The sequence below is a fragment of the Thalassobacillus cyri genome, from assembly GCF_900107755.1.
GTDB classification, from domain to species: Bacteria; Bacillota; Bacilli; order Bacillales; family Halobacillaceae; genus Thalassobacillus; species Thalassobacillus cyri.
In genome coordinates, this window is the sequence record NZ_FNQR01000001.1 from 313,747 (window position 1) to 336,964 (window position 23,218).

The 23,218-nt window shown below is 42.0% G+C and carries 27 protein-coding genes and 2 pseudogenes; 16 read left to right on the forward strand and 13 right to left on the reverse strand.

Translation table 11 applies throughout. The features are described from left to right. Positions 1 to 27 precede the first annotated feature (27 nt). Positions 28 to 333 (forward strand): hypothetical protein, encoded by a 306-nt coding sequence (locus BLV00_RS01445; RefSeq protein WP_093041502.1) that lies wholly within the window; start codon positions 28 to 30, stop codon positions 331 to 333. Positions 334 to 420: 87 nt separating this feature from the next. Here BLV00_RS01445 and BLV00_RS22715 read toward each other — a convergent pair. The 4 genes and pseudogenes from BLV00_RS22715 to BLV00_RS01465 all read right to left on the reverse strand — a co-directional run bounded on the left by BLV00_RS22715 (position 421) and on the right by BLV00_RS01465 (position 3,815). Continuing rightward, positions 421 to 1,181: pseudogene (locus tag BLV00_RS22715) on the reverse strand (sporulation protein). Between the two features lie 365 nt (positions 1,182 to 1,546). Next, positions 1,547 to 2,284 carry an amino acid ABC transporter ATP-binding protein gene (locus BLV00_RS01455; protein ID WP_093041505.1) on the reverse strand — a complete coding sequence of 246 codons (738 nt, stop codon included), beginning with the start codon at positions 2,282 to 2,284 and terminating at the stop codon, positions 1,547 to 1,549. Between the two features lie 12 nt (positions 2,285 to 2,296). Next, positions 2,297 to 3,004: an amino acid ABC transporter permease gene (locus BLV00_RS01460; RefSeq protein ID WP_093041508.1), complete on the reverse strand. Its 708-nt coding sequence runs from the start codon at positions 3,002 to 3,004 to the stop codon at positions 2,297 to 2,299. Continuing rightward, positions 2,988 to 3,815 (reverse strand): amino acid ABC transporter substrate-binding protein, encoded by an 828-nt coding sequence (locus tag BLV00_RS01465; RefSeq protein WP_093041511.1) that lies wholly within the window; start codon positions 3,813 to 3,815, stop codon positions 2,988 to 2,990. Before BLV00_RS01465 ends, BLV00_RS01460 begins: the two co-directional genes overlap by 17 nt. Positions 3,816 to 4,158: 343 nt before the next feature. On the opposite strand from BLV00_RS01465, the gene BLV00_RS21790 reads away from it, so the two are divergent. Then, complete coding sequence (locus tag BLV00_RS21790) at positions 4,159 to 4,302, forward strand: hypothetical protein (RefSeq protein ID WP_176791279.1); 144 nt, start codon at positions 4,159 to 4,161, stop codon at positions 4,300 to 4,302. Between the two features lie 67 nt (positions 4,303 to 4,369). Here the strand turns inward: BLV00_RS21790 and BLV00_RS22235 are convergent, their stop codons facing one another. The 5 genes from BLV00_RS22235 to BLV00_RS01480 form a co-directional block, all read right to left on the reverse strand. After that, a complete protein-coding gene (locus BLV00_RS22235; protein WP_245728716.1) occupies positions 4,370 to 4,726 on the reverse strand; it encodes a c-type cytochrome in 357 nt (118 codons plus the stop codon). Positions 4,727 to 4,738: 12 nt separating this feature from the next. After that, the gene (locus BLV00_RS22240) at positions 4,739 to 4,906 is read right to left on the reverse strand and encodes a c-type cytochrome (RefSeq protein WP_245728718.1); all 168 of its coding nucleotides are present in this window, start codon (positions 4,904 to 4,906) and stop codon (positions 4,739 to 4,741) included. Between the two features lie 24 nt (positions 4,907 to 4,930). After that, on the reverse strand, positions 4,931 to 5,266 hold the full coding sequence (locus BLV00_RS22245) for a hypothetical protein (RefSeq protein ID WP_245728719.1): 336 nt from the start codon (positions 5,264 to 5,266) through the stop codon (positions 4,931 to 4,933). A 209-nt stretch (positions 5,267 to 5,475) separates the two neighbouring features. Further along, positions 5,476 to 5,745, reverse strand: a complete 270-nt coding sequence (locus BLV00_RS01475; protein ID WP_093041514.1) for a hypothetical protein — start codon at positions 5,743 to 5,745, stop codon at positions 5,476 to 5,478. 314 nt (positions 5,746 to 6,059) lie between these two features. After that, the gene (locus BLV00_RS01480; protein ID WP_093041517.1) at positions 6,060 to 6,875 is read right to left on the reverse strand and encodes a hypothetical protein; all 816 of its coding nucleotides are present in this window, start codon (positions 6,873 to 6,875) and stop codon (positions 6,060 to 6,062) included. 340 nt (positions 6,876 to 7,215) lie between these two features. On the opposite strand from BLV00_RS01480, the gene BLV00_RS01485 reads away from it, so the two are divergent. Together BLV00_RS01485 and BLV00_RS01490 are read left to right on the forward strand one after the other, a co-directional pair. Continuing rightward, complete coding sequence (locus BLV00_RS01485) at positions 7,216 to 7,995, forward strand: helix-turn-helix domain-containing protein (protein WP_245728720.1); 780 nt, start codon at positions 7,216 to 7,218, stop codon at positions 7,993 to 7,995. A gap of 25 nt (positions 7,996 to 8,020) precedes the next feature. Beyond that, on the forward strand, positions 8,021 to 8,581 hold the full coding sequence (locus BLV00_RS01490) for an MEDS domain-containing protein (RefSeq protein WP_176791280.1): 561 nt from the start codon (positions 8,021 to 8,023) through the stop codon (positions 8,579 to 8,581). Between the two features lie 206 nt (positions 8,582 to 8,787). On the opposite strand, the gene arr is transcribed toward BLV00_RS01490, so the two are convergent. Together arr and BLV00_RS01500 are read right to left on the reverse strand one after the other, a co-directional pair. Beyond that, a complete protein-coding gene (arr, locus tag BLV00_RS01495; RefSeq protein WP_093041525.1) occupies positions 8,788 to 9,204 on the reverse strand; it encodes an NAD(+)--rifampin ADP-ribosyltransferase in 417 nt (138 codons plus the stop codon). 492 nt (positions 9,205 to 9,696) lie between these two features. Beyond that, the gene (locus tag BLV00_RS01500) at positions 9,697 to 10,128 is read right to left on the reverse strand and encodes an RDD family protein (protein ID WP_093041528.1); all 432 of its coding nucleotides are present in this window, start codon (positions 10,126 to 10,128) and stop codon (positions 9,697 to 9,699) included. Positions 10,129 to 10,388: 260 nt separating this feature from the next. On the opposite strand from BLV00_RS01500, the gene BLV00_RS01505 reads away from it, so the two are divergent. The 10 genes from BLV00_RS01505 to BLV00_RS01550 all read left to right on the forward strand — a co-directional run bounded on the left by BLV00_RS01505 (position 10,389) and on the right by BLV00_RS01550 (position 19,745). After that, a complete protein-coding gene (locus BLV00_RS01505; RefSeq protein WP_093041530.1) occupies positions 10,389 to 10,907 on the forward strand; it encodes a GNAT family N-acetyltransferase in 519 nt (172 codons plus the stop codon). A gap of 75 nt (positions 10,908 to 10,982) precedes the next feature. Next, complete coding sequence (locus BLV00_RS01510) at positions 10,983 to 12,335, forward strand: NAD(P)/FAD-dependent oxidoreductase (protein WP_093041533.1); 1,353 nt, start codon at positions 10,983 to 10,985, stop codon at positions 12,333 to 12,335. A gap of 37 nt (positions 12,336 to 12,372) precedes the next feature. Next, the gene (locus BLV00_RS01515; protein ID WP_093041536.1) at positions 12,373 to 12,627 is read left to right on the forward strand and encodes a hypothetical protein; all 255 of its coding nucleotides are present in this window, start codon (positions 12,373 to 12,375) and stop codon (positions 12,625 to 12,627) included. A gap of 188 nt (positions 12,628 to 12,815) precedes the next feature. Next, complete coding sequence (locus BLV00_RS01520) at positions 12,816 to 13,094, forward strand: hypothetical protein (RefSeq protein ID WP_093041539.1); 279 nt, start codon at positions 12,816 to 12,818, stop codon at positions 13,092 to 13,094. 45 nt (positions 13,095 to 13,139) lie between these two features. Then, entirely contained in the window at positions 13,140 to 16,529 is a 3,390-nt protein-coding gene (locus BLV00_RS01525) for a hypothetical protein (protein ID WP_093041541.1), read from the forward strand. A 149-nt stretch (positions 16,530 to 16,678) separates the two neighbouring features. Beyond that, entirely contained in the window at positions 16,679 to 17,332 is a 654-nt protein-coding gene (locus tag BLV00_RS01530) for an arylamine N-acetyltransferase family protein (RefSeq protein WP_245728721.1), read from the forward strand. 335 nt (positions 17,333 to 17,667) lie between these two features. Beyond that, positions 17,668 to 18,063: a hypothetical protein gene (locus BLV00_RS01535; RefSeq protein WP_093041544.1), complete on the forward strand. Its 396-nt coding sequence runs from the start codon at positions 17,668 to 17,670 to the stop codon at positions 18,061 to 18,063. Beyond that, entirely contained in the window at positions 18,048 to 18,503 is a 456-nt protein-coding gene (locus tag BLV00_RS01540; protein WP_093041547.1) for a flavodoxin, read from the forward strand. The genes BLV00_RS01535 and BLV00_RS01540 overlap by 16 nt, the downstream gene beginning before the upstream one ends. 91 nt (positions 18,504 to 18,594) lie before the next feature. After that, complete coding sequence (locus BLV00_RS01545; protein ID WP_093041550.1) at positions 18,595 to 18,813, forward strand: hypothetical protein; 219 nt, start codon at positions 18,595 to 18,597, stop codon at positions 18,811 to 18,813. Between the two features lie 281 nt (positions 18,814 to 19,094). Beyond that, positions 19,095 to 19,745: a GntR family transcriptional regulator gene (locus BLV00_RS01550; protein WP_093041553.1), complete on the forward strand. Its 651-nt coding sequence runs from the start codon at positions 19,095 to 19,097 to the stop codon at positions 19,743 to 19,745. Positions 19,746 to 19,918: 173 nt separating this feature from the next. Here BLV00_RS01550 and brnQ read toward each other — a convergent pair whose 3' ends face one another. Together brnQ and BLV00_RS01560 are read right to left on the reverse strand one after the other, a co-directional pair. Then, positions 19,919 to 21,277 (reverse strand): branched-chain amino acid transport system II carrier protein, encoded by a 1,359-nt coding sequence (gene brnQ / locus BLV00_RS01555; protein WP_093041555.1) that lies wholly within the window; start codon positions 21,275 to 21,277, stop codon positions 19,919 to 19,921. Between the two features lie 277 nt (positions 21,278 to 21,554). Then, positions 21,555 to 21,875 (reverse strand): winged helix-turn-helix transcriptional regulator, encoded by a 321-nt coding sequence (locus BLV00_RS01560; RefSeq protein ID WP_093041558.1) that lies wholly within the window; start codon positions 21,873 to 21,875, stop codon positions 21,555 to 21,557. 180 nt (positions 21,876 to 22,055) lie between these two features. On the opposite strand from BLV00_RS01560, the gene BLV00_RS01565 reads away from it, so the two are divergent. Further along, a complete protein-coding gene (locus BLV00_RS01565; protein ID WP_093041561.1) occupies positions 22,056 to 22,463 on the forward strand; it encodes a DoxX family protein in 408 nt (135 codons plus the stop codon). A gap of 71 nt (positions 22,464 to 22,534) precedes the next feature. Further along, positions 22,535 to 23,147, forward strand: a pseudogene (wrbA, locus tag BLV00_RS01570) (NAD(P)H:quinone oxidoreductase). Positions 23,148 to 23,218 lie beyond the last annotated feature (71 nt).

The following is a 23,218-nucleotide window of genomic DNA, read 5'->3' on the forward strand; positions in this document are numbered from 1 at the left end:
TGACTGGAAACAAAAAGGAGAGCTCCTATGCACATCAATCTGATTATTTTCATTTCCTCATTAAATGAACCGGATGTATCGAAAGCTATGATGAAAACTTATGAATCTAACATCCGTCCGGTCAAGGGCGATATCATCGATGATCCAGGGTTTCATCCGGAATTCCACAATGGTTATGAGGTGGCCAAGGTGACGCTCAACTATGCTGTTGATGCATGCTGGGTCTCCTTATCGCCACTCGCGATAGAAGTAGAAAACATAGAAGTTAGAAGATACATCGATCACCTCGAAGTTCATGATTGGCAGGAGCTGCCAAAGGAAAAAATCGTATAATCGCAAAAAGTGCCTGACCCTCCAACTACGTTAATGACTTTGCGTGGCGGGGGTCAGGCATGTTTTCTTTATTAAGTCCAGGGGTGCTTATTTTTTATATTGATTAATCGTTTGCTTCAGCTTACGGGCAACAGTATCTAACGGTCCATTCAGCTCCTGGCTGGTTAGCGTGAGTTTTGCCCGGCTTTCGTCGATTTCCAAGGCCTCAGCAAATAATCCTCCAAGTCCTCGGGCACGGCGATCTACTTCCAGCATGACATCCACATGGTTCTCCTGAAGGAAGAAGATTACTTCTAATTCATCTAAGTAAGAACGATATTCTCCCCCAGGCGTGAATTCAAATTCCTGCACATAGCCGAACCGTTTAGATGCCTCCATTTCCACTTTTCTAAGGTGGAAGCCTAAGTTATTTTCCAGCACATTCAACACTTTTTCAATGTACGGGTGCGGGGTATCGTAATTGGATCTCTATCTTCAGGGTCGAGAGCCATTGGAATGTCTACTCCTGTCTCAAACCAGATCGGAAGTTTCCCAAGGGATGCAGGTACATGGTAGGGAAGTTTGATAGAAAAAGGAAGTTCTTTTGTTTCCCCGGCCTGGATGATCACCTGATTGGCGATTGCATATTTCTGTAAATCCACTTTTTCTTTCACTTTACGGTCATCCACTTCACGGATGGCTTCTGTCATGAGGAAAATATAGATGGAGTCGATGGATTGTTCGACATCTCCACCTTGTATGACCACTTTACCATGCACATCTTCCCCTGGGACAAAGTGGTCTTTTTCTAATTGGGTATCAACTTTTGCAGCACCAATGCCTACACTTGCTAATAACTTTTTGAACATAAAATCTCCTCCTCTTTTTGATTATACGAATTGATTCATCAAAAGGGTTCATCTTTGTTAAAAAAGTGCCGCTCTCGAACGATAGCATTAGAATGGAGGGTAGCTGAAAGTGATAACAGGTCTGTTACAAATACAAAAAAACAACAAAAAGCTTGAATTAAATCAATTTTAGCTTTTCTCGCTTTATGTACCACAGGTGAATGCATCACCTGTTCTTCATTAGGAAAAGGAACGGAAAATCAATGGAATGGCTACGACTTTCGATACTCCTGATTAAAAAAACTTGGCGGGCAGCCAAGTTTTTTTAATGGGTGAAGCATCCGAATGAGAAAGGGGATAGTATTAATGAAGGGCACTCCACTTACTTACTCACTCAATAAATTTAAAAATTCTTTTGTTCTTTCATTAGAGGGATGGGAGAACATTTCAGACGGATGGCCGTGTTCAACGATGTGACCGCCTTCCATAAAAATGACTTCATCTGCTACATCTCTGGCAAATCCCATTTCGTGTGTGACGACGACCATGGTCATGCCTTCTTCTGCTAGTTCCTTCATGACTTGCAATACTTCCCCGATCAGTTCAGGATCCAGTGCCGAGGTTGGTTCATCAAATAACATGACCTCTGGTTCCATCGCAAGTGCTCTGGCGATTCCTACCCGTTGTTGCTGGCCGCCGGAGAGCTGGAACGGGTAGTAGTCCATTTTGTCGCCTAGCCCTACTTTTTCCAATAGTTGTCTGGCTTTTTCGCGAGCTTTCTGTTTCTTGATGTTCTGGACAATGACCGGTCCTTCCATTACATTTTCGATCGCTGTTTTATGCGGAAAGAGGTTATAGGTCTGGAATACCATTCCGGTCTGTTTCCGAAAGGATTGAATATTTTTTTTAGTAACTTTTGTGGAGAAATCAAGTGTTTGATTATTTATCTGCAGTTCCCCTTGATTAGGGGTCTCCAGTACATTTAGACACCTTAGCAAAGTTGTTTTACCTGAACCGGAAGGGCCAATCACGACAACAACTTTGCCAGTTTCGACTTTCAAATCGATGCCGTTTAATACGACTAGGTCACCAAACTGTTTATGAAGGTTGTTAATTGATAGCATAGTTGAGTCTCCTTACGTTTGCACATATCGATTCAAGTGTTTCTCAATGGCATCTTGTCCTAGTGACAATAGGAAACAGATTGTCCAATACAGTAGAGCGGCTTCCGTATATAGCAGTAACGGTTCATAAGTTGTTGCAACAATTTCCTGTGATTTCCGGAACATTTCTGTGACCATGATGGTGGAAGCGAGTGACGTATCCTTTACCAGACTGATGAAAGAATTGGACAATGGCGGGATTGAAACTCTTGTCGCCTGGGGGATGATAATCCGGCGAAGCGCCTGTCCATAATTCATACTGATGGAGTAGGATGCTTCCCATTGTCCTTTCGGAATCGATTGAATTGCAGCACGAATGATTTCAGAAGCATAGGCCCCTGTATTCAATGAAAAACCGACGATTGCTGCAGGAAAGGGATCTACTTCGATTCCTATGCTTACTAGTCCAAAGAAAATGATATACAGTTGCACGAGTAATGGGGTGCCGCGAATAATCGATACATAAATTCTGGCGATTATCTCCAGCAGCTTAATGCCGGATAAACGAAACAAAGCAGTGACGACAGCTAACACGAGGCCTATACTGAAAGCAATCAAGGTAAGAGGTATGGTGCGGGCCAAAGCCCCCTCCAACAGAGGAAAAAAGGAGCTTTGGAAAATATCCAGGTAGCGATCCATACCTAAAGAAGCTGACATAATCAGATTACTGAGTAGATACATCTTCGCCAAACCACTTATTGGAGATTTCAGCTAGCGTGCCATCTTCTTTCATTTCTTTCAATGCACCATTCACTGCTTCTACAAGATCTTGATTGCCTTTTCGGAACATCATGGCACTTTCAGCGGCATCTTCTTGCCTGTCGACGATTTCTACTGGAGCTTGATCCCCTTTCTGATTGATATAATCCAGTACAGAAAGTCGCTCATTGATCGTTGCTTCGACACGGCCGGAGGCAGTCAGCTGCATCGCTTCGTTGAAACCTTCTACGGATTGGATTTCTCCCCCGTATTCTTTTGCTATATCTGCATAGTTACTGGTCAATGATTGTGCTACAGGCTTGCCTTCAATGTCTTCGAATGTCTTGATGTCTTCATTTCCTTTTTTAGCTACGAGTACGGCGGTAGATACCGTGTACGGCTCAGAAAAATCATATTTTTCCTGGCGGTCAGGACGGATGCCGACCTGGTTGGCGATCATGTCAAAGCGCTTGGCGTTCAATCCAGCAAACATGGCGTCCCATTTGGTTTCATTGAATTTTACTTCCAAGTCCAGGCGCTTGCCGATTTCACGGGCGACTTCCACATCATAACCCGTCAATTCATCTTGATCGTTATGAAAGGTAAATGGAGGGTACGTTCCTTCTGTACCGACTGTCAGGACACCTTTTTCTTGGATTTGTTCATACAATGATTGGTCTGAGTTGTCAGAAGAAGCGGCTTCCTCCTGGTTATCATTTTTTTCATCGGATCCGCAAGCGACCAATACCGCGGCCAACAACGTAAGTATGAATAATAGCAAAAATTTCTTCATTATAAAATTTCCTCCTTCTTTCTAATGCATACTAAATTGATAGGTTTAATTATTAATATACCTATCATAAGGGTGTTTACAATAGTATGTCAATGAAATTACTGTAGGAGTAATAGAAATACCAATTATTTTCAGCTGCCTCAACCGATAATGGGTAAGTTGAAAGAGAAAAGTGTCTGGAATAAACGAAGGCTTTTGCCAGAAGCAGCCAAATTAATTCTATTTACATCTGGGGTAGTCTTATAGATTACCAGAGATTATCTTTTCGATAATAATCAGCTACAGCAGCATAAACGATCCGGGATTTCATCCGGAATTCCACGATGGCTACGAGGTGGCGAAGGTGACGCTTAACTATGCGGCGGATACATGCTGGGTGTCTTTGTCACCGCTCGCGATAGAAGTAGAAAATATAGAAGTTGGAAGATACATCGAGCACCTCGAAGCGCACGGCTGGCAGGAAGTGCCTAAGGAAAAAATCGTATAAACAGAAAAAGTGCCTGTCCCTTAGGAAGTTAACGTATTACTCCAAAGGGGGAGAGGCACTTTTGACTTTAATTTTGTTCGCTTGGCATTACAATATTATCGATGGTTGACCAATCAAAGTTTCCGTTCCGGATTTGTTCTCTTCGTTCTTTATTCATCTGGTCGTCCGGTCTTCCGCCATGTGGAAAGTCCTTCTCATGATTCTGATAAAGCGGACGTTCGTGGGACAGGATATAGGCGGAAACATCAGCTGCTTCCTGATCGGTCAAGGAATTTTCCTGGCCAATTGGCATATTCCGTTTCACAAATCCTGCCATCTTGGACAAATAGGTCATTCCCGCACCATCATTAAAGGAGTTCTCTCCCCATAGCTCTGGACCGGAATTAGGGCCGGTTCCAGAACCGTCGCTCGCATGACAGGACATACAGCTTTGTTCTTACACTTCTTCTCCACGAGCCAGGTCAGGTTTCGGTACTTCTTCCATTTTATTTTGCATCCGCCATGGGATATCAGCACCTTCTTCAATTCCTTCAGAAATATAATTCAAGTAGGAAACCATCGAACGCATTTCCTTCGAATCATAAGGGATTTTTTCTCCGTTCATACTGCGGATCATGCAGCCATTAATTCAATCTTCGATGGTGAACACAACGCCTTCCCGCTTGCGGTATTGTGGGAATTGGGTCGTCACCCCTACAAAAGAGGATGCATCTGATAATCCTCCTTCAGCATGGCAGCTGGTACAGGAGAGCTCGTTTCCTACATAATCAGCCATCACCGTATTGGTTTCCTTCATCAGTTTTTCCCCATAACGTATGTATTCCGCTTCAGGACTGTCTTCTAAATCGTCCAGACTAGGAGGATCATTCACGACCTCTTGCGTTGTTTCTCTTGGCGCTTCTTCTGATTGGTCATCTTTTTCTTCGTTGCTTTCCTGGTTGTTACTGCAGGCGCTGATTATCAAAATTAATAGGATTCCAGCTGCAGCCCACCATTTTTTTGTAACATGTTGTTTATCTCCCCTTAAATTCAATCTGAAGGAAGTATAACAGGGAAACGACAGTGGGAAGGCGGTTTATGTAGAAAGAACACGAAATGTTTATATTTGAGCATTCGTCAGCGTTATTTATTAGGGAGAGCGTGATAAGTAAACACATAGTAACTATAGTGATACTAAATATAATCGAGAACGATCAGCAGGCCGCCGAACAGGAAGGTAGTAATCAAGGTTGCCTTACCGATCCATAACATTCTGTGATTTCCGTCGGCACGTTGATGAAGCAGGGCAATGTAATCGTAGGTCATCCAGGTGGTAAGTGAAAAAATGATAATGCTGTAAGGAGGCAGGGATTCCCGAATTTGAAGTTCATAAAAAACATACATAGCGATTATTCCAAACGAAACGTTTCCAAGAATAGTATAAATAAGTAATTTTTTATCCATTTTTCCACTCCTTACACTGTTCCTATTAAATTCATAGTTAGAACGAAACCGCCAATTGCCCCAAGGACACCGGCAATTTTCAATAATTTAGCCTGATTTCTGAATCATAGTCTCTTCCTAAGACTAAACCCATCCATGAATTTTAATTTCGAGTTTTTAAGACCCTTGTTCACGGGAGATACGATTATCTGTAAAGAACAGCAATTGTGGCAGCCTTTGCCTGTACGAATCCGAAGGAGAAGGAAGTGCTGTCTATAAGAGAAGCGCCTGCACCCTTTTTATTTAATGTCATAGGGGACAGGCGCTTTTTGCAGTCATCGGTCCCGTGACTGCAGCAAAAAAAGGAACGCAATCAAAGAGGCCGGGATATGATCCCGTTTTTTCCACTCGACTAAGTATCCGGGCATCTGTTCAAAACGATCGACTGCTTCTGTAGGGATTGCTCCACGTTTGATTATCGCCCACGTTGTCCCGTTTTGATCTTTGATGGTGAAATGACCGATGACGGTATCGCCTTCTGCACGCCAACGCCACTGATCGGATTCGATGTATTGGGTGATCTGTTGGCCTTTCTTTTTTGTGTCTTTTGTGTAAGCTACATAGTTTCCTTTCTTATTCTGCACGTAGCCCCGCCAGGAGAACCCGCCTTTCTTTTCCACCTTATAGAAGAGGTTTCCCTGTTTATCTTTCAAAATAAAATCAGCGGAACGCACGGTATCCAATGACAAAGCAGCTGTTATCCCCATCAGAATCTTTTGTTTCAGTCCGACCTCTTCCTCTATCTCACCGTACAGTTCGCCATCCATCGCAAACAGCCCAGCATGATAGGATTTCATTGCTTTTTGGCCGAGATACATCCGGGCAGGGACCCTTTCAAGCATTTCCTCCGTATCATCTTCCGTAAAATCATCCTCCGTCTGCCTTGCTTTTTTCAAGTCGAGATAGCCGGTACGCAGCAGCCCGAGACCGCTTATGGTAAAAATCGCGCTATAAATGAGAGAAAGAATGAAACCACTTGGGTTTAACGTAAGAAAACCGATAATGAAAATGAGTGCGATAAAGGATAAAGCGGTGCCTGTGAACAATTGGCGCCGTGCATCCTGGTAAATGAGTTTTTTTACATGAGTCATCCGTTCAACCTCCTTACATAGGTTACGGGTATAAGAAGTAAAAGTTTCACTCTATTATAAAAGCAATTTAGTGCATTTTTATGCAAAATATTTCATTTTAAAAAATTATTTATTGAAAATACAGTCACTTTATGGATAATTAATCTTATAGCTTTCCCGGTATCTTTACAATAACAACTTATCATTATCTAAAAACTAAAAGAAAATGTAATCAAAGTCAGGAAAAGATTTAATCGTCATGGGAGTCAGGCCACTTTTAGAAGAAGTAGTTTTCTGCAACGGCTGACTGATCAAACTATTTTACTGTAGAAAGGGAGTATATATGAAGAGGGAGTGGCTGGTGGAGCGAAGGTTAAACAAGTACTTAACCCAAGAAGAAGTGGCCAAGCGAGCTTTAATAGATAGGACCTGCTACTCGCAGATTGAAACAGGCAAACGTAATCCAAGTATACATATAGCTATTAATATTGCTGGGGTACTAGACTTTGACCCTTTGGACTTTTCCGAGCAATCATTTGATCGAAGCCCCGAACAAACGCCTTTTCCAAGTAGCGTTCCTCCTGGAATGACAACAGAAACAGGAATACTTTATTTGTATGAGGGGCGGGAAGTAGATAGTAAACAAATAGACTCATTCATAAAAAACGGGGTAAGGAAGAAGCATGCCAGTGTCTTCGTCGGGAATCCCCAACAGCTTGCCTTTATTTATGAGAAGGCAAAGAAAATTTTCAGCGCTACACAGATGAACGATTATCTGCATTTCATTACAAGGAGCGAATTCAACAAACTAATAGCTGGGGAAGAGCGAGGTTTGAAAGGGGATGGTCTTCCGCAGAAGGGGACACTGCGTATATGGATGCTGGAAAACGATGGATCAGAGGGAGACAGCATTAAGGATAATTTTAAGAACACGGTGCATTTCAGAGGTTATGAAAATATATTTTTAATAATGGCATATGAAGCATCTAAAGTTTCGGCAGCGGATTATATCCATTTGATGAAAACCTATCGTTATTTGATGATCGATACTGAAATCATTCCTTCTCCCTTATTTCAATCGAACGAGACACCTCACCTATTGCCGTCCCTTTTCAGACAAAAAGAGAGGGATCATGGCTGAGATCTGCAAAAAGGAGTCGTATTTAATGAGTAAGGTAATTCCTTTAACCAAGCAAGTTATGGTCGCTTCAGGAGCTCATATTTTGTATTTTTATGAAAATGATTCTTTATACTTTCGAAATCTCTCGGCTTTTGTAAGTGAGGGAATAGAAAGAGGAGACCATTTGTTGATTATAGACGATGCCTCAACCATGGAAAGACTTAAAACCTTTGTTACGCATTCGTACTCCCCAGAAAAAAGAAGCCTGATTCATTTTTTCGATCACCGAGAATTTTATCAGTGTCATTCCGATTTTCATACGGAGACAATCGTTGATCATTTTAAAACGATCATCTATTCTATTCCGGGTACCAACAATAATATTCGTACTTGGGCCCGCGTGGTGTGGATGCAAAGAGAAAATATTGAAAAAGAAATAGAAAAATTTGAGGGTCTGGCAGATAGTAATGTGAAAAAACTAGGTATCCTGTCGGTGTGTGCTTATTCAGCGAAGGAAACTTCAGCGTCGTTGCAGAAAACGATGATGCGGAGTCATGAGTATTTGATGACGGATGAAGAATTCGTGTCTTCCAGTTTATTTAGGTGATTGCATATAAAGAGGAGACTTACTAACCAACAAACCATAGAAAAGTTTCATCAAGAAGCTCGAGGGTGTTTCTATTCAGCTATATAAAAGTTCCTGACCACTACGCCGTTAGCCCTTTAGCAGGGTGGGGGTCAGGAACTGTCCAGTAAGGGTACAGTGCAAAAAGAGGGATAAGCTTCTTTTTATTATGAAATGGATGTTGAAGATTAATCGTATATTATAGCTTTTCCTTGTTCACGTAACTTTTTTAAAGATGTAAGCATATGATTTATTTCTTCATCGGAATGTCTTTCCCATGACTTTAATTCAGCTATTATTTTTAAAGGAGATTTAGACCTATAAGAACGTGTGGGGTTTCCAGGAAACTTTTTGTCAGTTACATTCGGATCATTTTCAAAATCACCTAATGGTTCTACCATATAAATTCTTTCTTTTGATTTAGATTTTGCTAATTCAGCACCCCATTTAGCAGCATCTAATGTGGCAGTGAAATAAATATAGTTTGATTTTTTGTCTTGGTAATTTGATAAGTGTTGCGGTTCTAATAGCTCCCCAATTTTTAATTCTACCTTAGTACCATGAAAGAAAGGACCCTTATCTAAGACATCTTTATTGTCATTCATACTGATACACCTCTTATTTAGAATTGTGTATAACAGTATAGGACAGGAACAATAGAAAGAGTAGTCTATTAATAATTTATAATTAGGAGTATAATGGAAGTAGAGAGATGGAAGTCGAACGACAATTTCCTATTATTACTTATGAATAAAAGTGCCTGCCCCCGCTCTGTTAGCCCTTTAGCAGGGTGGGGTCAATCACTATTTTAAGATAGTGGTGTGATGATCCGAAGCCAATACAAGTTTTATAACCTGAAAACTATGGGATAATAAACACATAAAGAATATATAATAAAAAGACCGTAGATGCGCTAACATCTACGGCCGGTTGTTACAGAACGGTTCCCTGCAAGGGAGATCGGCGCTGCAGAAGGAAATAATCCACCTGAGTCCTTAGCTCGAGGGTGGATTATTTTTTTGGTTGAATGACAGTAAGCCAATGATTAGTGTTGCAAATGCTACTGCACACAACTACTGAATATGTGAAATCAAAAATCACGCATGCTCACTTTTTTCTGGTGGATCATAAGTGACATAGGTGCCACCGATAAAATCATGGATGGCTCGTTTATCTTCTCTTAACCCGACCATAAACGCACTGACAATGAGCCCGATTCCTAAAGTAAAGACATAAACAAATGCGCTTACCAATTCTCTCAGGAGCATATTCCAGATCCCTACATTTTCTCCATTCTTCTTCACGATACGCACTCCTGTCAGGCGTTTACCGATGGTGTATCCGTACCAGAAGAGAGGCAGCAGGATGCCATACAATAGTCCGATTCCATCTGTCGGATCATAGTCATCTCCCAAAAATTCCCCAGACAGGATTAGAGTAATGAGTCCTGTCACCACACTCATTAAGATACTATCGATGATTCTCGCTCCTAACCTGTTCCAAAATCCTGCTGGATTAGATATTTCCATCCGTTATCCCCTTACATATGTTGTCTCTTTTTACTATATCGTATCATATCTATTTTCTATGAAGCTTTTTATATGCATATAATTCGTTTGCCATCCGATATAAGAGAAGGGAACTTCTAATCAGAAATAAATAATCCATAAGACTGATAGGCTAGAAGAAGTCAAAATCTGTCTTGGTCTCTGTATAGGTATGCTAATGATAATAAGTGGGATGATCTTAAGAATTTTATAATAAAAGTAAGACAAAGGAGGGGATGGGATTGTTACCGTCTTTTGAAACAGAGCGGTTGGTTTTGCGGGAGCGAACGCTGAAAGATATGGATGACTGCATGGAAATGGATCGTGACATCGAGGTAGTAAGATACATACCGGAGATAGCGGAGCTTATTAATGGAAGATATTATGATCAGCACAGAGCTTTTGTCAGAAAGCGTATGGAAACGGTGTATCCTCCTGGGATGGGGTACTGGGTAATTGAATCAAAAGAAAATCCTGCAGAATTTATGGGTTGGGTGCTGTTGATTCCAATAGACAAACGTGGCCCGGAGATTGAAATTGGGTGGAGGCTGAAACGAGAATATTGGGGTAAGGGGTATGCTACGGAGGCTGCACGGGTGATTTTACAACATGCTTTTGATACGGCGGGCCTGGAAAAAATAGTGGCTGATATCCATTACTTGAATCATGGATCCATCAGGGTTGCTGAGAAACTTGGTCTCAAAGCGATCGGTACAGGTGACGATACAAATTATAGAAGATACTGCTTATACAAAAGTTAATTCAAATAAATACGGGGTTTTTCCGTTATTTTGAGGTTTATGATGAGGTGAGGAATAAGATGGGAGTTGTCGTGGTTGAAACGTAGAGAAAAGGCTGTTGTTATTGGCGGCGGTATTTCTGGAAAATTGGCTGCACGTGTCCTGGCTGATTCTTTCAAGGAGGTTATTATTTTAGAACGTGATTCAAAAGCCCATGGACCTTTTCCGAGAAAAGGGGTACCACAAGGCGAGCATATTCATGCACTGCTTTTTGCAGGTGCTAATGGCCTCGAAGAGCTGTTTCCTGGTATTACGGAGAGGTTTAACAGAAGCGGGGCTGTTAAAATCAATGCAACCCAGGATATTGCCTGGTTTCACCATGGCGTTTGGAAACTACGCTTTAACGGAGACTACACAACCATTCTTCAGACACGCCCGCATCTGGAATGGCATATCGAACAATATGTGAAAAGCATCCCAAACGTAAGCCTTCAGTACAGCCAGATGGTTCGTAACTTGCTATATAATGAAGAAGAAAATCGAATAACTGGAGTCGAAATAGGGGAGGGGAACACGATAACAACCATCCATGCGGATCTGGTGGTAGATGCCAGTGGCGTGAGCAGTCTTTCCTCAAGGTGGTTTACGAAACGAGAAGTATATATACCAGTGGAGAAGGTTAAAATTGACTTGCGTTATGTTACAAAGACCCTTGAACTCCCTGACAACCCAGACAAGGATTGGGCCATTAAACTTGTGTATCCTAACCCTCCTTTTGAAAAAATCGGAGGAGGTATTTCCAGGGTAGAGGGCAATCGTTATTTAGTCACTTTTATGGGATATCATAACGAAATTAATGAAAAAGAAGTAATGAAGAGTGATGATAGCTTTATAGAAATCGCCAGGAAATTGCCGAAACTGGATCTCTATCACGAACTGAAGTATGCCACTGCTTTATCCAGTACTTCTACTTTCCGTGTACCGAATATCACTTGGAGAAGAGTGGATAAGGTGAAGAACATGCCAAAGGGACTGTTGATGATTGGTGACACGGTATGCAGGATCGATCCTTTTTTTGGACAGGGGATGAGTATTGCAGTCCTGGAAGCACTGGCATTAAAAAAATTGCTTACCAACCAGAGTAAGCCCACTCAAAATATAATAGACAGGTTTCATCAAGATGCCGGGAAAATCATTTCTCCTATTTGGAATATGGTAATCACAGAAGATTTTCGCTATCCGGATACGATTGGGAAGAAACCAGCCGGTCTTTCTTTTCAGCAATGGTATGCGAAGAACATTTTTCTTTTATCATCGGAAAATAAAGATGTCTATCACGCTTTTATTCGCGTGATGCATCTTCTTGGCCCAACTTCTACATTAATGCATCCGGGAATTATAAAAAGAATGTTGAAGTGGACATTTTCAAATGATCGTAAGCCAATTTAAAGATTCTGGATCAGGATGTTAATTCGAAGACAGTATTTTGAGAGTAGTTTTAAAAAGCCTGATCTCCAGCCAGTTATGGATTACTGTAGCGGATTTTTTTAGCACGAAAAAAACGTTAGGGAGGAACGTTGGCGCGTTAGGTCAGAACATTGCTTCGTTAAGTCGGAACATAGCAGCGTTAAGGCAGAACTTCTTGGCGTTAGGGCAGAAGGTGACGGCATTAGGGAAGAAGATTATCGTTCTACGCTGGTTTACCGTGTACCATGGAGGTTCTATGGAAAAAATAGGTTGAGTATTTGATGGCGTTTTGAAATAATTGGAATTAAGCAAATGGGCAGATTAACGGCGTAAAAAACATATTCCTCCCATCGATTACGATAGTAATAGCTTTACATGTTAGTTACTTTATCTGTTGATACAGTTTAGAAGATTCTTAGGGAAGAAGTGGCCGGTTGAAGCAGAAAGATAGGGGGAGGAAGGTTGACGAAGAAAAAAGCAGGAATCTTATTAGGTGTCACATCTATTTTACCTGTAATTATTAGTGTCATTGTTTTCTATATTTTAAGAGGGCCTGATGTAGACCTGCACTTTATCATTACGGTCTACAGTGTACTTTCGGTGGCTGGTATTTTATTGGCGATACTCTCCTGGTTTATGGCTAAGCGTTGGTTATTGCTATTGATCGGCCTTGTCGGGAATGGGTTTGTTCTGGTCTTTGCTTATTTCCTGCAGCTGGCAATGGGAATTAGTGAGCCGTAAAGAGCCGACTTCCGATAAAGGGGAGCAGGAGGAAGGGGGAGGAGTATGGCTTTACCAGAAGATAAGAAGCTGGAAATTTTCAATGAGAGGCTTTTTCAATTATGGAAGAACGGTTATTTGAGTGAGCAAGCATATGAGGATGCCATAAAAGCGAACGAATCCTATATCCACGACATGGAGCTGGCCGCAAATCAGCCGGAAGAAGCTAAAGCTGAACCGGTGCAGAAGACAGAGCCTGAGCCGGCCAAGCCAGTGAAACAGAAAAAGGTGAAATCGGCTGAAGAAATACGGGAACGGAACATCACCTGGTCGCTAATACTTGGGGTTTCGCTTTTACTCATCACCGGTCTGATTGTTGCGACGAGCCAGTGGAATCAAATGGAGGCTGGCATGAAAGTGGCTTCGATCGCATTTATTTCCTTGTTTTTCTTCGGGTTAAGTTATTTCACCGGTCATTTTCTGAAAATCAGGAAGACTGCTTTTGCTTTTCTGACTCTGGGGAGTTTGCTGATTCCCATCGGGATTGTGGCCATCGGCTTTTTTGAACTGCTGGGCAGCTATTTGTCCTTGTTTGGAGAAGGCAGGTACCTGCTTGGCTTGATAGGAACGCTTCTTCCATTGCCGTTATACATCAGGCACGCCTTCGTGCATCAATCCCGGTTATATGTATGGATTTCCCTAGTGTTTGCTTCGCTGTCTGTTGGGTTTACGCTAGGGGCGCTACCGCTGTCGGTTGATGCGTCTTATTTACTATTGATGCTCTATAACGCCGCACTGCTGATTGGGTATGTGCGTTTCAAAGAAGCTGAGACATGGACCCTTTTTATAAAAGAGTTACCACTATACGCTCAGCTGAACCTTGTGCTATCGACGTTGCTCATGCTGTTTTTCTTTGAAAGTGAAGTTTTTTATAGTTTCAATCTATTACTGACAGCGAGCATCTATATGGCGATGGTATTCGTCTATAAAACGAAAGCGTACCAGTTCGTCTTTTCGGTCATGATTGTCTATGCCATCTATCAGCTGGTCGAGCATTCACCATTGCACTCGGTCGATGTGACGATTTATGCGCTTGCCGGTCTGCTTTACTTAGGTTTTGCCCACGCCTTCAAGGACAACGAACTTGTAGAAAAAGTGTTCCGTTATACGAGCGGGGTAGTTTCGCTGTGTGCTTTTATCTATATCAGCTATCAAGGCATTGCGCTAAAGGGAGAAGAAGGTTCAGTGATGCTGCTGGGGGCTTATTTGATTATCACCGCCAATTATCTTCTTTTGGCAAATGTGATGAACCATGTGGCATTCCGCTATTTGACGCCGATTTTCTATTTTATCAGCTTATGGAACCTTTGGGAGTTGATGCATGTCGCTCCGTTATTCCTCTTTATGTTCATCGGAGCTTCCGCTGTGTTTGTTTATGTGGGATGGTGGACAAAAATCAGCTGGCTGCAGCCAGTACAGGAAAGCACCTTGTACACGTCGCTGCTAGTTTTAGCGGGATCGATCGGGTATGCCATCTACGACATGCTATTCGGATATGCTTCCTTCATGTTCCTCCTGGGCAGTCTGCTTGCTTATTTGGTGAAAAAGAAAACCGAGCGTGCTGATATCCGGGAAACAGCCATATGGAGCCAGCCTTCCGCTTCGATGGTCGCGGCAGTCATGGTGTATGAACCGGTTGTCCGCTGGTTTCCATCCTATGAGACGGGGTTATCCTTTCCGTTTCATATCGCAGCGGCATCTGTCCTGCATTTGCTCGTATATTTTGGCTGGAACAAAGGTGAAGAAAAAGAATTGGCAGCTGCGACTTTTTATATTTCCCAGGGTACTTATGTCTTGTCCATGCTCATGTTATGGAATCATCCCCTGGTTGATGCTGCTTTTGTCAGGCCGCTGATTCTTTTGACCGGAGTTTTCATGATGTTTGGACTTGTGCAGTTTTCTAAACAGTCCTATTTATGGGGGGCAGTAGCCATAGTCACCCTTGCGTTTTACGTATCTCTATTAGAAACTTTTTCAATCGAGTCATTCGATGCTTTCCTTATCTATATAATGTATGCTCCCGTGCTGTTGATCGCGATTGGGGAGGCAGGACAGAAAGGGTGGGTGGAGAGCAAGTCGTATTTTTATGGGCTGGGACATATCATACAGCCATTGCTCATTGTTCTGTTTCTATTGGATCAAATCGGAAGAACGAGTGTCCATCCCTTGTTACTGCTCCTTCCGCTGGGGGTATATGTCTATAGCTCATTACAGGCGAAGCGGGAGTGGGAATTGAAACTGATGCTTTTCGCGGCGCTTACGACGAAGTTTCTGATCGTATTGACCGTGCCTCATTATTATGACTGGTGGTCAACCGTACCGTATGTCTACGCCTTTTTGATTGCAAGCATTCTGATGACTGGTATGTGGATGCTCGTGTCAGAAACCTGGAAAGAAAGAATCGAATGGTACTGGATTCCTTTTTCGATATTGGGATTATTCCTTTTTACCAGTCGCTCAGAGGCATGGGGCGGGTTAGAATGGCTGGTCGCAATTGGCTATGCTATTCTTATCCTCTTCTTCTTACACCGGAGAGGGTGGACACTTGTACGATTTGCACCATTATTATTGACGATTGTTTTGTGGGAAAATGTCACCATTGGCTGGAACCTGCCTGGCATTGTGGCCGTCATGGCCGGTTGTATCGGGATTCTACTAACTGCAGGCCGGTTTTTCCATGACTATTTGATTGGTCCGAATTATGAGGTGGATGCGTATTCGTGGACAGCACTCGTGTATATCGCTTATTTGAATGTCATGACGATGAGCGATGAAAATGTCTGGATACGTATCATTCCTGTCCTCCTTTTGGGCGTGTGGTTCCTCCTCCTCGCTAAAAAGTGGACGGAATACCTGCTCGAAAAAGGGTTTGTTACGGCTGGGATCCTAAGCCTTTATACCAGCTATATCCTTGTATTCGTTGATTATCATTGGTGGATCCCGGACCTGGTGGAAGCAGAACTTCACATGCTGCCTATCCTTGGGATCTTGTACTTCCTTAGAATACGGACTTGGAAATCGTTCGCGACGATGATGAATCGAATCCAGTTCGCTGTTGTTCTAGTCGTTGCTGCTTATTTGGTCGTCGATGCGATACAAAGTCACACCATTTGGGATGCCTGGATCATCGGAGGACTTTCGCTCACTTCCATGATCGCCGGCATGCAGTGGCGAATCAAATCCTACTTTTTTGTCGGCATGGGCGTGTTGATGTTCAATGTCATTTACCAGACAAAACCATACTGGGGCAATGCGCCGTGGTGGGTGTACTTACTGGTTGCCGGTCTGCTTCTTATCGGCATCGCCAGTTACAATGAATGGAAGAAACAGCAATCGGATTCGCAAGTGGAACGAAAACTGAAGCGTCTATGGGTTGCTTTGAAAAAGTGGAATTAAACTTATTTGGAGGTACGACATGACAGATTTAAACGATTTGTTTCGTGGGAGAGTCGGGTTGTCTGGAGCCGAAGCGATTACCATGGATTCTCTCAATGAATTGCTTGAGAAAAACAGCACGGACCTTTCCATTTGAAAATTCCCGTGTTTTGAATAATACAACCCGACCGCTTACAAAGGATAATCTCATAAAAAAGTTACTCATCGAAAAAGAAGGCGGGCTATGTTACGAGCTCAATCCGCTGCTTTACTTTTTTCTCCTGGAAAATGGCTTTGATGCCAGAATGGTTCGTGGAGAAGTGTTCGTAGAAGCGAAACAGGATTGGACGAATCTCGGAAGAACACACGTCGCGATTATCCTTCAACATAAAGGCCAATCCTGGCTGGTGGATACTGGGTTTGGCGGCAACTTACCGCTTCGCCCCGTACCGCTTACAGGTGAAACCGTGAACACCGGCAATGGAGAGTTCCGGGTGAAACAGTCGGACAGTAAGTATGGGAATTATCGCTTGGAAATGAAGCTTAGAAACAAACAGAGCGAATGGCATATCGGGTATGCCTTCGATACCAACCGTCAGGTGAACAAGGTGTCGGAATTAGACGAAGTGCAGGATATCATCAAGCATCACGACCAGTCCCCATTCAATAAAAATCCATTGGCCGTACAGCTTACCGACGATGGCAGCAAAACCTTGACTGATTCCTCTTATACGGAGTGGAATCGCGGAAAGAAATATAAGAGGGACATTGACAAAACAGCGTTCCAATTGCTTGCAAGAGAACAATTTGGGATTGAATTTTAATGGGTTGTTAGCAGAAGTTGAAACGATTTTCATAGCCTGGCTATGGCTGCGTATGAAAAAAGAAATATGAGCAAAAGCTAGAACCGCTTGGCAGGAATAAGCTGTCCAAGCGGTTTTGTATCTGCAAGGGGGGTTACTTGGTAGTTGCCATCGGGTTCATCGTGATTAGCTTGTAATAGTTCTATGAAACCTTTATCTAATCGTAGGTAAAGGTTTTAATTTTTCAAAAAAATTACTTGTTGACATTGATAATCATTTTCATTTAAAATAACCCTAAGATAATGATAATCATTATCAATTATTATAATTCATCGAACAAAAGGAGTCACGATACTATGAAAGATAGTTTATATGTGATGAAACCATTTAGATACGAAAAAGGCAACAAGAATTGTTCCTGTCATCAAACCGTCCGATTCACGAAAGGTGATCAAATAAACTTCATTAGTCCGCCGTTTTTTGTCGATCATCTTGGCTGGTACATAAGGATACAAAAGAATGATGGGGAACCTTTGTCGGTGTCGACTGATTTCATAGAAACACTGTTTACCAAGCAAGCGGTTTGCACGGAGCTGGACCTCATGCTAGCTATTAATTATCAGCAATTTAAAATCAACCAGGCGCTTGATGAGCGAAATGAAGAACGATTCCTGGTTCATTCCAAGGCAATAGAGGATTTGAAAAGTCAATGTAGGGTGAAAGTGGGTGAGGACTTATCGCAGATATTTTGATAGGCTTTGCCAGCATGTCTGGAAATACAGAAGAGATTGCCGACCTCATTTACAGCTATTTAGAAACAGACCATAATGTAGAGGTGAAGGAAATCGAAGACATCGACCCAGCCTCTTTGCTGGAGTATGATTGTGTACTTCTTGGTTCCTATACCTGGAATGACGGAGATCTTCCTTATGAAGTGGAAGACTTCTATGAGGAATTAGAAGATATTGAACTGTCGGGTATAGTTGCAGCAGTGTTTGGGTCCGGTGACTCGATCTATCCCCAGTTTTGTGAGGCTGTCCATTTGCTTGAGAATCAGTTGAAAGCTTCGGGAGCGTATATCATTGTAGAAGGTCTGAAGGTTGAGATGACGCCAGATACAGAGGAAGACTTAAGAAATTGTAAGGCTTTTTCGGAAGCGGTGCTTGGTTATTTAAGTGAAGTGAAAGTGTAGATCTATATCTGCCAGCATCTAAAGAGTCTTAGGAACACTGTTTCTTAACTGACGGAGCATAATGGTGAATCAGTAAAAGGAGAGGGAAGGTATGAACACAAATCCAAGAAGTAGAAAAAGTATGACCTGGGGTTTAGTAACGATGTTCTTAATAGCACCACTTTTCTCCTGGATATTAGGTGTATTAGGCGGAAGTATGGCTCCAAGTGAATATGCAGCCGAAGGATTAATGATGTTACTATTCCCGATCATTTTTATTATCGGAAGTGTTATTTTTATGAAAGGGTTCAATGAACCGAAACAAATGTAATACTTTGAGCTTATCTTTAAAAGACGCTGAACCTGTCAGAAAAGACTTTTTTACTGTGGTTTACCAAATTTGCTTAGTTACACTTTTTACATTAATTACTCTTAGAAGCACCTTTCATTCGGAAGGTGCTTTTTTGATAGAGCGATTGCGCAAGAAATCCCAATCCTTTTATTGAATAATCCAGGTCATACGTACATGAATGATATATTGCATATTTCATTCATGTGCGTTTTACTGTATACTTTTTCATACCAAATGTATATCTAGAAAGGCGGAATCCGATGCCTATACCTGCAAACCATTCGAAACCTATTCGCCAGTCAGCCAAGGAAAAGGCGTTTAATCAGATTCAGGAGTGGATTATTGATGGAACATTGCGACCTGGCGAAAAACTGAATGATACCGAACTGGCTCATGCATTAGGAAGCAGCAGGACACCTGTCCGCGAATCATTACAGCTTCTGGAGGTGCAAGGGTTTGTCAAAATGTATCCAGGTAAGAGTACAGAAGTCACCGAAATTGAACGTGAAGCTATTAATGATCTCCTCCCGCCATTGGCAGCCTTGCAATCTTTATCCGCCGAACTGGCTATTGACCATGTGACAGCGGATCAGCTGAAGGAGCTTGAAAACATCAATGAACGTTTTGCAACATTAATTTGTTCCAATCATGCCTATGATGCATTAAAAGTCGATGAACAATTTCACCAGGTGATTATTGATATTACGAAAAACACGTATATCAAAAGCATTGTAGAATCCTTGCAGGCGCATGTTCGGAGGCATTTTTTTCATAATTCTATTATCTTAGCTGAAAGGTCGATCGAAGAACACAAAGCCATTATTATCGCCATGAGACATGGTGACAAGGCTAAAGCAGCAGCCATTATGAAAGATAACTGGCTCCGTACACTAGAAGATTTTAAACAATAGACAAAAGAATAAAAGCGCAAGCGCCTTGCTCACCCCCGATATCCTCGAGGGGGTAAGCGCTGGAGCTAGAGTTGACCTACCACCTAAAGTTATCCATAAAAAGAAAATTTTATAATTTATAGACATAACGAAAAGCCGGCCCCTCAAGGAATGAGGAGGCCGGCTTTATAAATTCATGAAGCATGAACTGTAGCTTTTCTTTGAATACGGCTGATGATCCCGGTGACTGTAATGACGACAATAGCCGGCAGGAGCCATCCAAGCCCTTGATTGTAAAGGGGCAAGGTTTGTTCATAAAATCCTACAATAGGCTGCATCCAGCTGAAGTACTCGATTCCTATTGATTCACAGAGCGACTTGAGACCATCAAAGATGCTGATTAAAAACGTTACAGCGATAGTTGAACTATAGACGATTGTTGCATGATTAAATAATGGAGACAAAAATGTCAAAAGTATCAGGACAATCGCTAGTGGATATAAGAACATCAAGACCGGCACAGAGTAAGTAATGATGTTTGCCAATCCAAAGTTCGCAATCACAAAGGTGATCGTGGCAAAGAAGACAACAAGTGTCTTATAACTAATCTTCGGAAACAACGTATGAAAGTATTCCGCATTGGCTACCGTTAATCCGATCGCAGTTGTCAAGCATGCCAACGTAATGGCAATCGCAAGCAGTACAGAACCAAGTGTGCCGAAATAATGGGAGGCACCATTACTTAAAATCGGTCCGCCGGTTTCAAAGATTCCATAAGCCTGTGTGCTTGTCGCGCCTAAATATGCTATCCCGACATAAATCGCACCTAGCAGCAATATGGCAATACTGCCCGCCTTGACGGTTGCTTTAAGAATATCGGTATTGGATGTGACACCCATTGCCCGGATCGCGTTAATTACGATAATCCCAAAAACCAATGATGCCAGTGCGTCCATTGTGTTATATCCTTCGAGGAAACCAGTAATAAAGGCTCCATTTGTATAAGCTTCCTGGGGAGCTTCCATCGCTCCCATCGGATTGGTGATTACCGCAACAAGTAGAACGGCAATCAGGACAACTAGCCCAGGTGCCAAAAACTTTCCAACATTGTCAACAAGCTTGGCTGGTTTTAATGAAAACAATAGAACCACAGCGAAAAAGAGTAAGGTGAAAATAAATAACCCCATTTGTTGCGAAGACTCATTAATAAAAGGTGCTATCCCAACATCAAACGCAACTGTCCCTGTACGGGGAGATGCGAAAAATGGTCCGATTGTCAAATAAAGCAGTGACGTGAAAAACACGGCATAAACCGGGTGTACCCGGCTTGAAAGCTCCTGCAGGTTACGGCTTCCTGAAAAACTCATCGCGATAATTCCAAGCAGCGGGAGTCCCACTCCAGTAATTAAAAATCCAATGATGGACGGCCAGAGATTTGTTCCGGCATTTTGACCCAGCTGTGCCGGAAATATTAGATTTCCAGCTCCGAAAAATAGTGCAAATAACATGACGCCAATAGATGCGTAAGACGAAAAAGACAATTTTCCTTTCATGAGGGCTTCCTCCTATGCTCGTATAAAATTATATGCAATATGCAATATATCAATACGATTCATCATACTCCCTCCAAATGAAAAATACAATATATTTCAGAAAATTATCATATGTAAATAAATTCATATATACCCTTCCATTTTTGCATCTTAAAATGCAGTACAGGAACCTCATGTTTTTGTGATCACAAAGAATCTTTAAAACTGTCCAAAATTAAAGAACCAGGCGATCGTTATTCACCTGGTTCTTTAAAAGGTATCGTTTTTTTATTCAAAATCAGGTATCCTTACTGGTTATCCAATCTTGAGACCATTTTTCCAATTCTTTCATCAGAGGCTGTAATGCTAACCCTTTTTCGGTTAATGAATATTCAATTCGAATAGGGGTTTCAGGATATACTTCGCGTTTTACAATTCCCTCGTCCTCTAAATGTTTTAATCTATCCGATAAGAGCCTTCCACTGATTCCAATAGATGATTCAATGGTACAAAAACGTTGGGGACCTGAAAGCAGTTGGTATATAACCAGACCTGTCCAACGTTTACTTAAAATACTCATTGCTTTTTCAAATTTAGGACAGAGTTGAGATGTATTCATACTTTATCACTCCTCTTTTTCTATTTTACCACACAAATACAAATCGTAATAAGTTTACTTAATGTAACTTAGCTCATTGACATAAGTTAATTATTTATATATACTTACTTACGAAAAGTAACTAAAGTAAAAATATAAAATTTTGGCTTTAGTTAAAACTAGACAAAGGAGTGGTTTTGAATGAACAAACATGAGGCAGGAGCTTCTATCCTAAGGGTTATATTAGGGGTTATATTTTTTGTTCATGGCTTGGATAAATTCCAGGAAGGGATTGGAAATTCCGTCGGATTTTTTGACAGTATTGGAGTACCCGGATTTTTAGCTTACGTTGTAGGAACAATTGAGCTTGTTGGCGGGATTGCGCTGATTTTAGGAATTGGAACAAAAATTGTTGCCTCTCTATTTGCCATTATTATGCTGGGGGCTATCTTTACAGTTAAACTTTCTGCTGGTTTTCTGGGTGGATATGAGTTAGATCTAGCGTTACTAGCCATGTCTATTTATGTAGCACTTTCCGATAACACAGCTCTCTCACTGGAAAATGCCATGTTTTCAACGAAACAGGGCTCAATAGAAAATGTATCCTAATAAATGGAGAGGGGATTCATGCAATGGGGATTTTTGATAAATTATTTGGAAAACCAAAGGAGATGGAAGACATGTCAAACGTAAGATTAGCTGTTATTTTTTACACGATGAGTGGAACGAACTATCAAATGGCCAAGTGGGCGGAAGAAGGCGCAAGAGAAGCCGGTGCCGAAGTAAAAGTATTAAAAGCGGAGGAACTTTGCACCCCAATCCGTCATCGAGGCGAATGAAGCATGGAAAGCAACCGTCGAAAAAACAAAAGACGTGCCTGTAGCGACATCCGCTGACCTTGAGTGGGCCGACGCCATTATTTTCAGCATCCCGACACGCTTTGGTAACATGCCATCGCAAATGAAGCAATTCCTTGATACACAGGGCGGTCTTTGGGCAAGCGGTAAGACGATCAACAAAGTGGTCAGCGGCATGACTTCTGCCCAGAACCCGCACGGTGGCCAGGAAGCAACTTTGTTGTCTTTATATACATCGATGATGCACTGGGGCGCGATTATTGTTTCACCAGGTTACACCGATGAAGTATTGTTCGGTGCTGGAGGAAACCCATATGGTACAAGTGTAACCGTTGATCAGGATGGCAACATGGCCGAGGATGTGGAAGAAGCTGTCAAGCATCAGGCAAAACGTACAGTGACAGTTGCTTCCTGGGTGAAACAAGGGCAACAGTAATATAAGTGATAGATTGAATGTAATCTATAACAGCAATAGCTAGAAGGATGCCTAATATCGAACCGCGGATA

What these genes read in the sequence shown, in the direction of transcription:
- arr (WP_093041525.1), bottom strand. Translation starts at nt 9,204, where the DNA reads ATGAATGACAATAAAGATGTCTTAGATAAGGGTCCTTTCTTTCATGGT.
- BLV00_RS01500 (WP_093041528.1), bottom strand. Translation starts at nt 10,128, where the DNA reads ATGGAAATATCTAATCCAGCAGGATTTTGGAACAGGTTAGGAGCGAGA.
- BLV00_RS22240 (WP_245728718.1), bottom strand. Translation starts at nt 4,906, where the DNA reads ATGAACGGAGAAAAAATCCCTTATGATTCGAAGGAAATGCGTTCGATG.
- BLV00_RS01535 (WP_093041544.1), top strand. Translation starts at nt 17,668, where the DNA reads ATGAAAGATAGTTTATATGTGATGAAACCATTTAGATACGAAAAAGGC.
- BLV00_RS01445 (WP_093041502.1), top strand. Translation starts at nt 28, where the DNA reads ATGCACATCAATCTGATTATTTTCATTTCCTCATTAAATGAACCGGAT.
- BLV00_RS01550 (WP_093041553.1), top strand. Translation starts at nt 19,095, where the DNA reads ATGCCTATACCTGCAAACCATTCGAAACCTATTCGCCAGTCAGCCAAG.
- BLV00_RS01565 (WP_093041561.1), top strand. Translation starts at nt 22,056, where the DNA reads ATGAACAAACATGAGGCAGGAGCTTCTATCCTAAGGGTTATATTAGGG.
- brnQ (WP_093041555.1), bottom strand. Translation starts at nt 21,277, where the DNA reads ATGAAAGGAAAATTGTCTTTTTCGTCTTACGCATCTATTGGCGTCATG.
- BLV00_RS01545 (WP_093041550.1), top strand. Translation starts at nt 18,595, where the DNA reads ATGAACACAAATCCAAGAAGTAGAAAAAGTATGACCTGGGGTTTAGTA.
- BLV00_RS01560 (WP_093041558.1), bottom strand. Translation starts at nt 21,875, where the DNA reads ATGAATACATCTCAACTCTGTCCTAAATTTGAAAAAGCAATGAGTATT.
- BLV00_RS01490 (WP_176791280.1), top strand. Translation starts at nt 8,021, where the DNA reads ATGAGTAAGGTAATTCCTTTAACCAAGCAAGTTATGGTCGCTTCAGGA.
- BLV00_RS01465 (WP_093041511.1), bottom strand. Translation starts at nt 3,815, where the DNA reads ATGAAGAAATTTTTGCTATTATTCATACTTACGTTGTTGGCCGCGGTA.
- BLV00_RS01455 (WP_093041505.1), bottom strand. Translation starts at nt 2,284, where the DNA reads ATGCTATCAATTAACAACCTTCATAAACAGTTTGGTGACCTAGTCGTA.
- BLV00_RS01460 (WP_093041508.1), bottom strand. Translation starts at nt 3,004, where the DNA reads ATGTATCTACTCAGTAATCTGATTATGTCAGCTTCTTTAGGTATGGAT.
- BLV00_RS22235 (WP_245728716.1), bottom strand. Translation starts at nt 4,726, where the DNA reads ATGTCCTGTCATGCGAGCGACGGTTCTGGAACCGGCCCTAATTCCGGT.
- BLV00_RS01525 (WP_093041541.1), top strand. Translation starts at nt 13,140, where the DNA reads ATGGCTTTACCAGAAGATAAGAAGCTGGAAATTTTCAATGAGAGGCTT.
- BLV00_RS01480 (WP_093041517.1), bottom strand. Translation starts at nt 6,875, where the DNA reads ATGACTCATGTAAAAAAACTCATTTACCAGGATGCACGGCGCCAATTG.
- BLV00_RS01475 (WP_093041514.1), bottom strand. Translation starts at nt 5,745, where the DNA reads ATGGATAAAAAATTACTTATTTATACTATTCTTGGAAACGTTTCGTTT.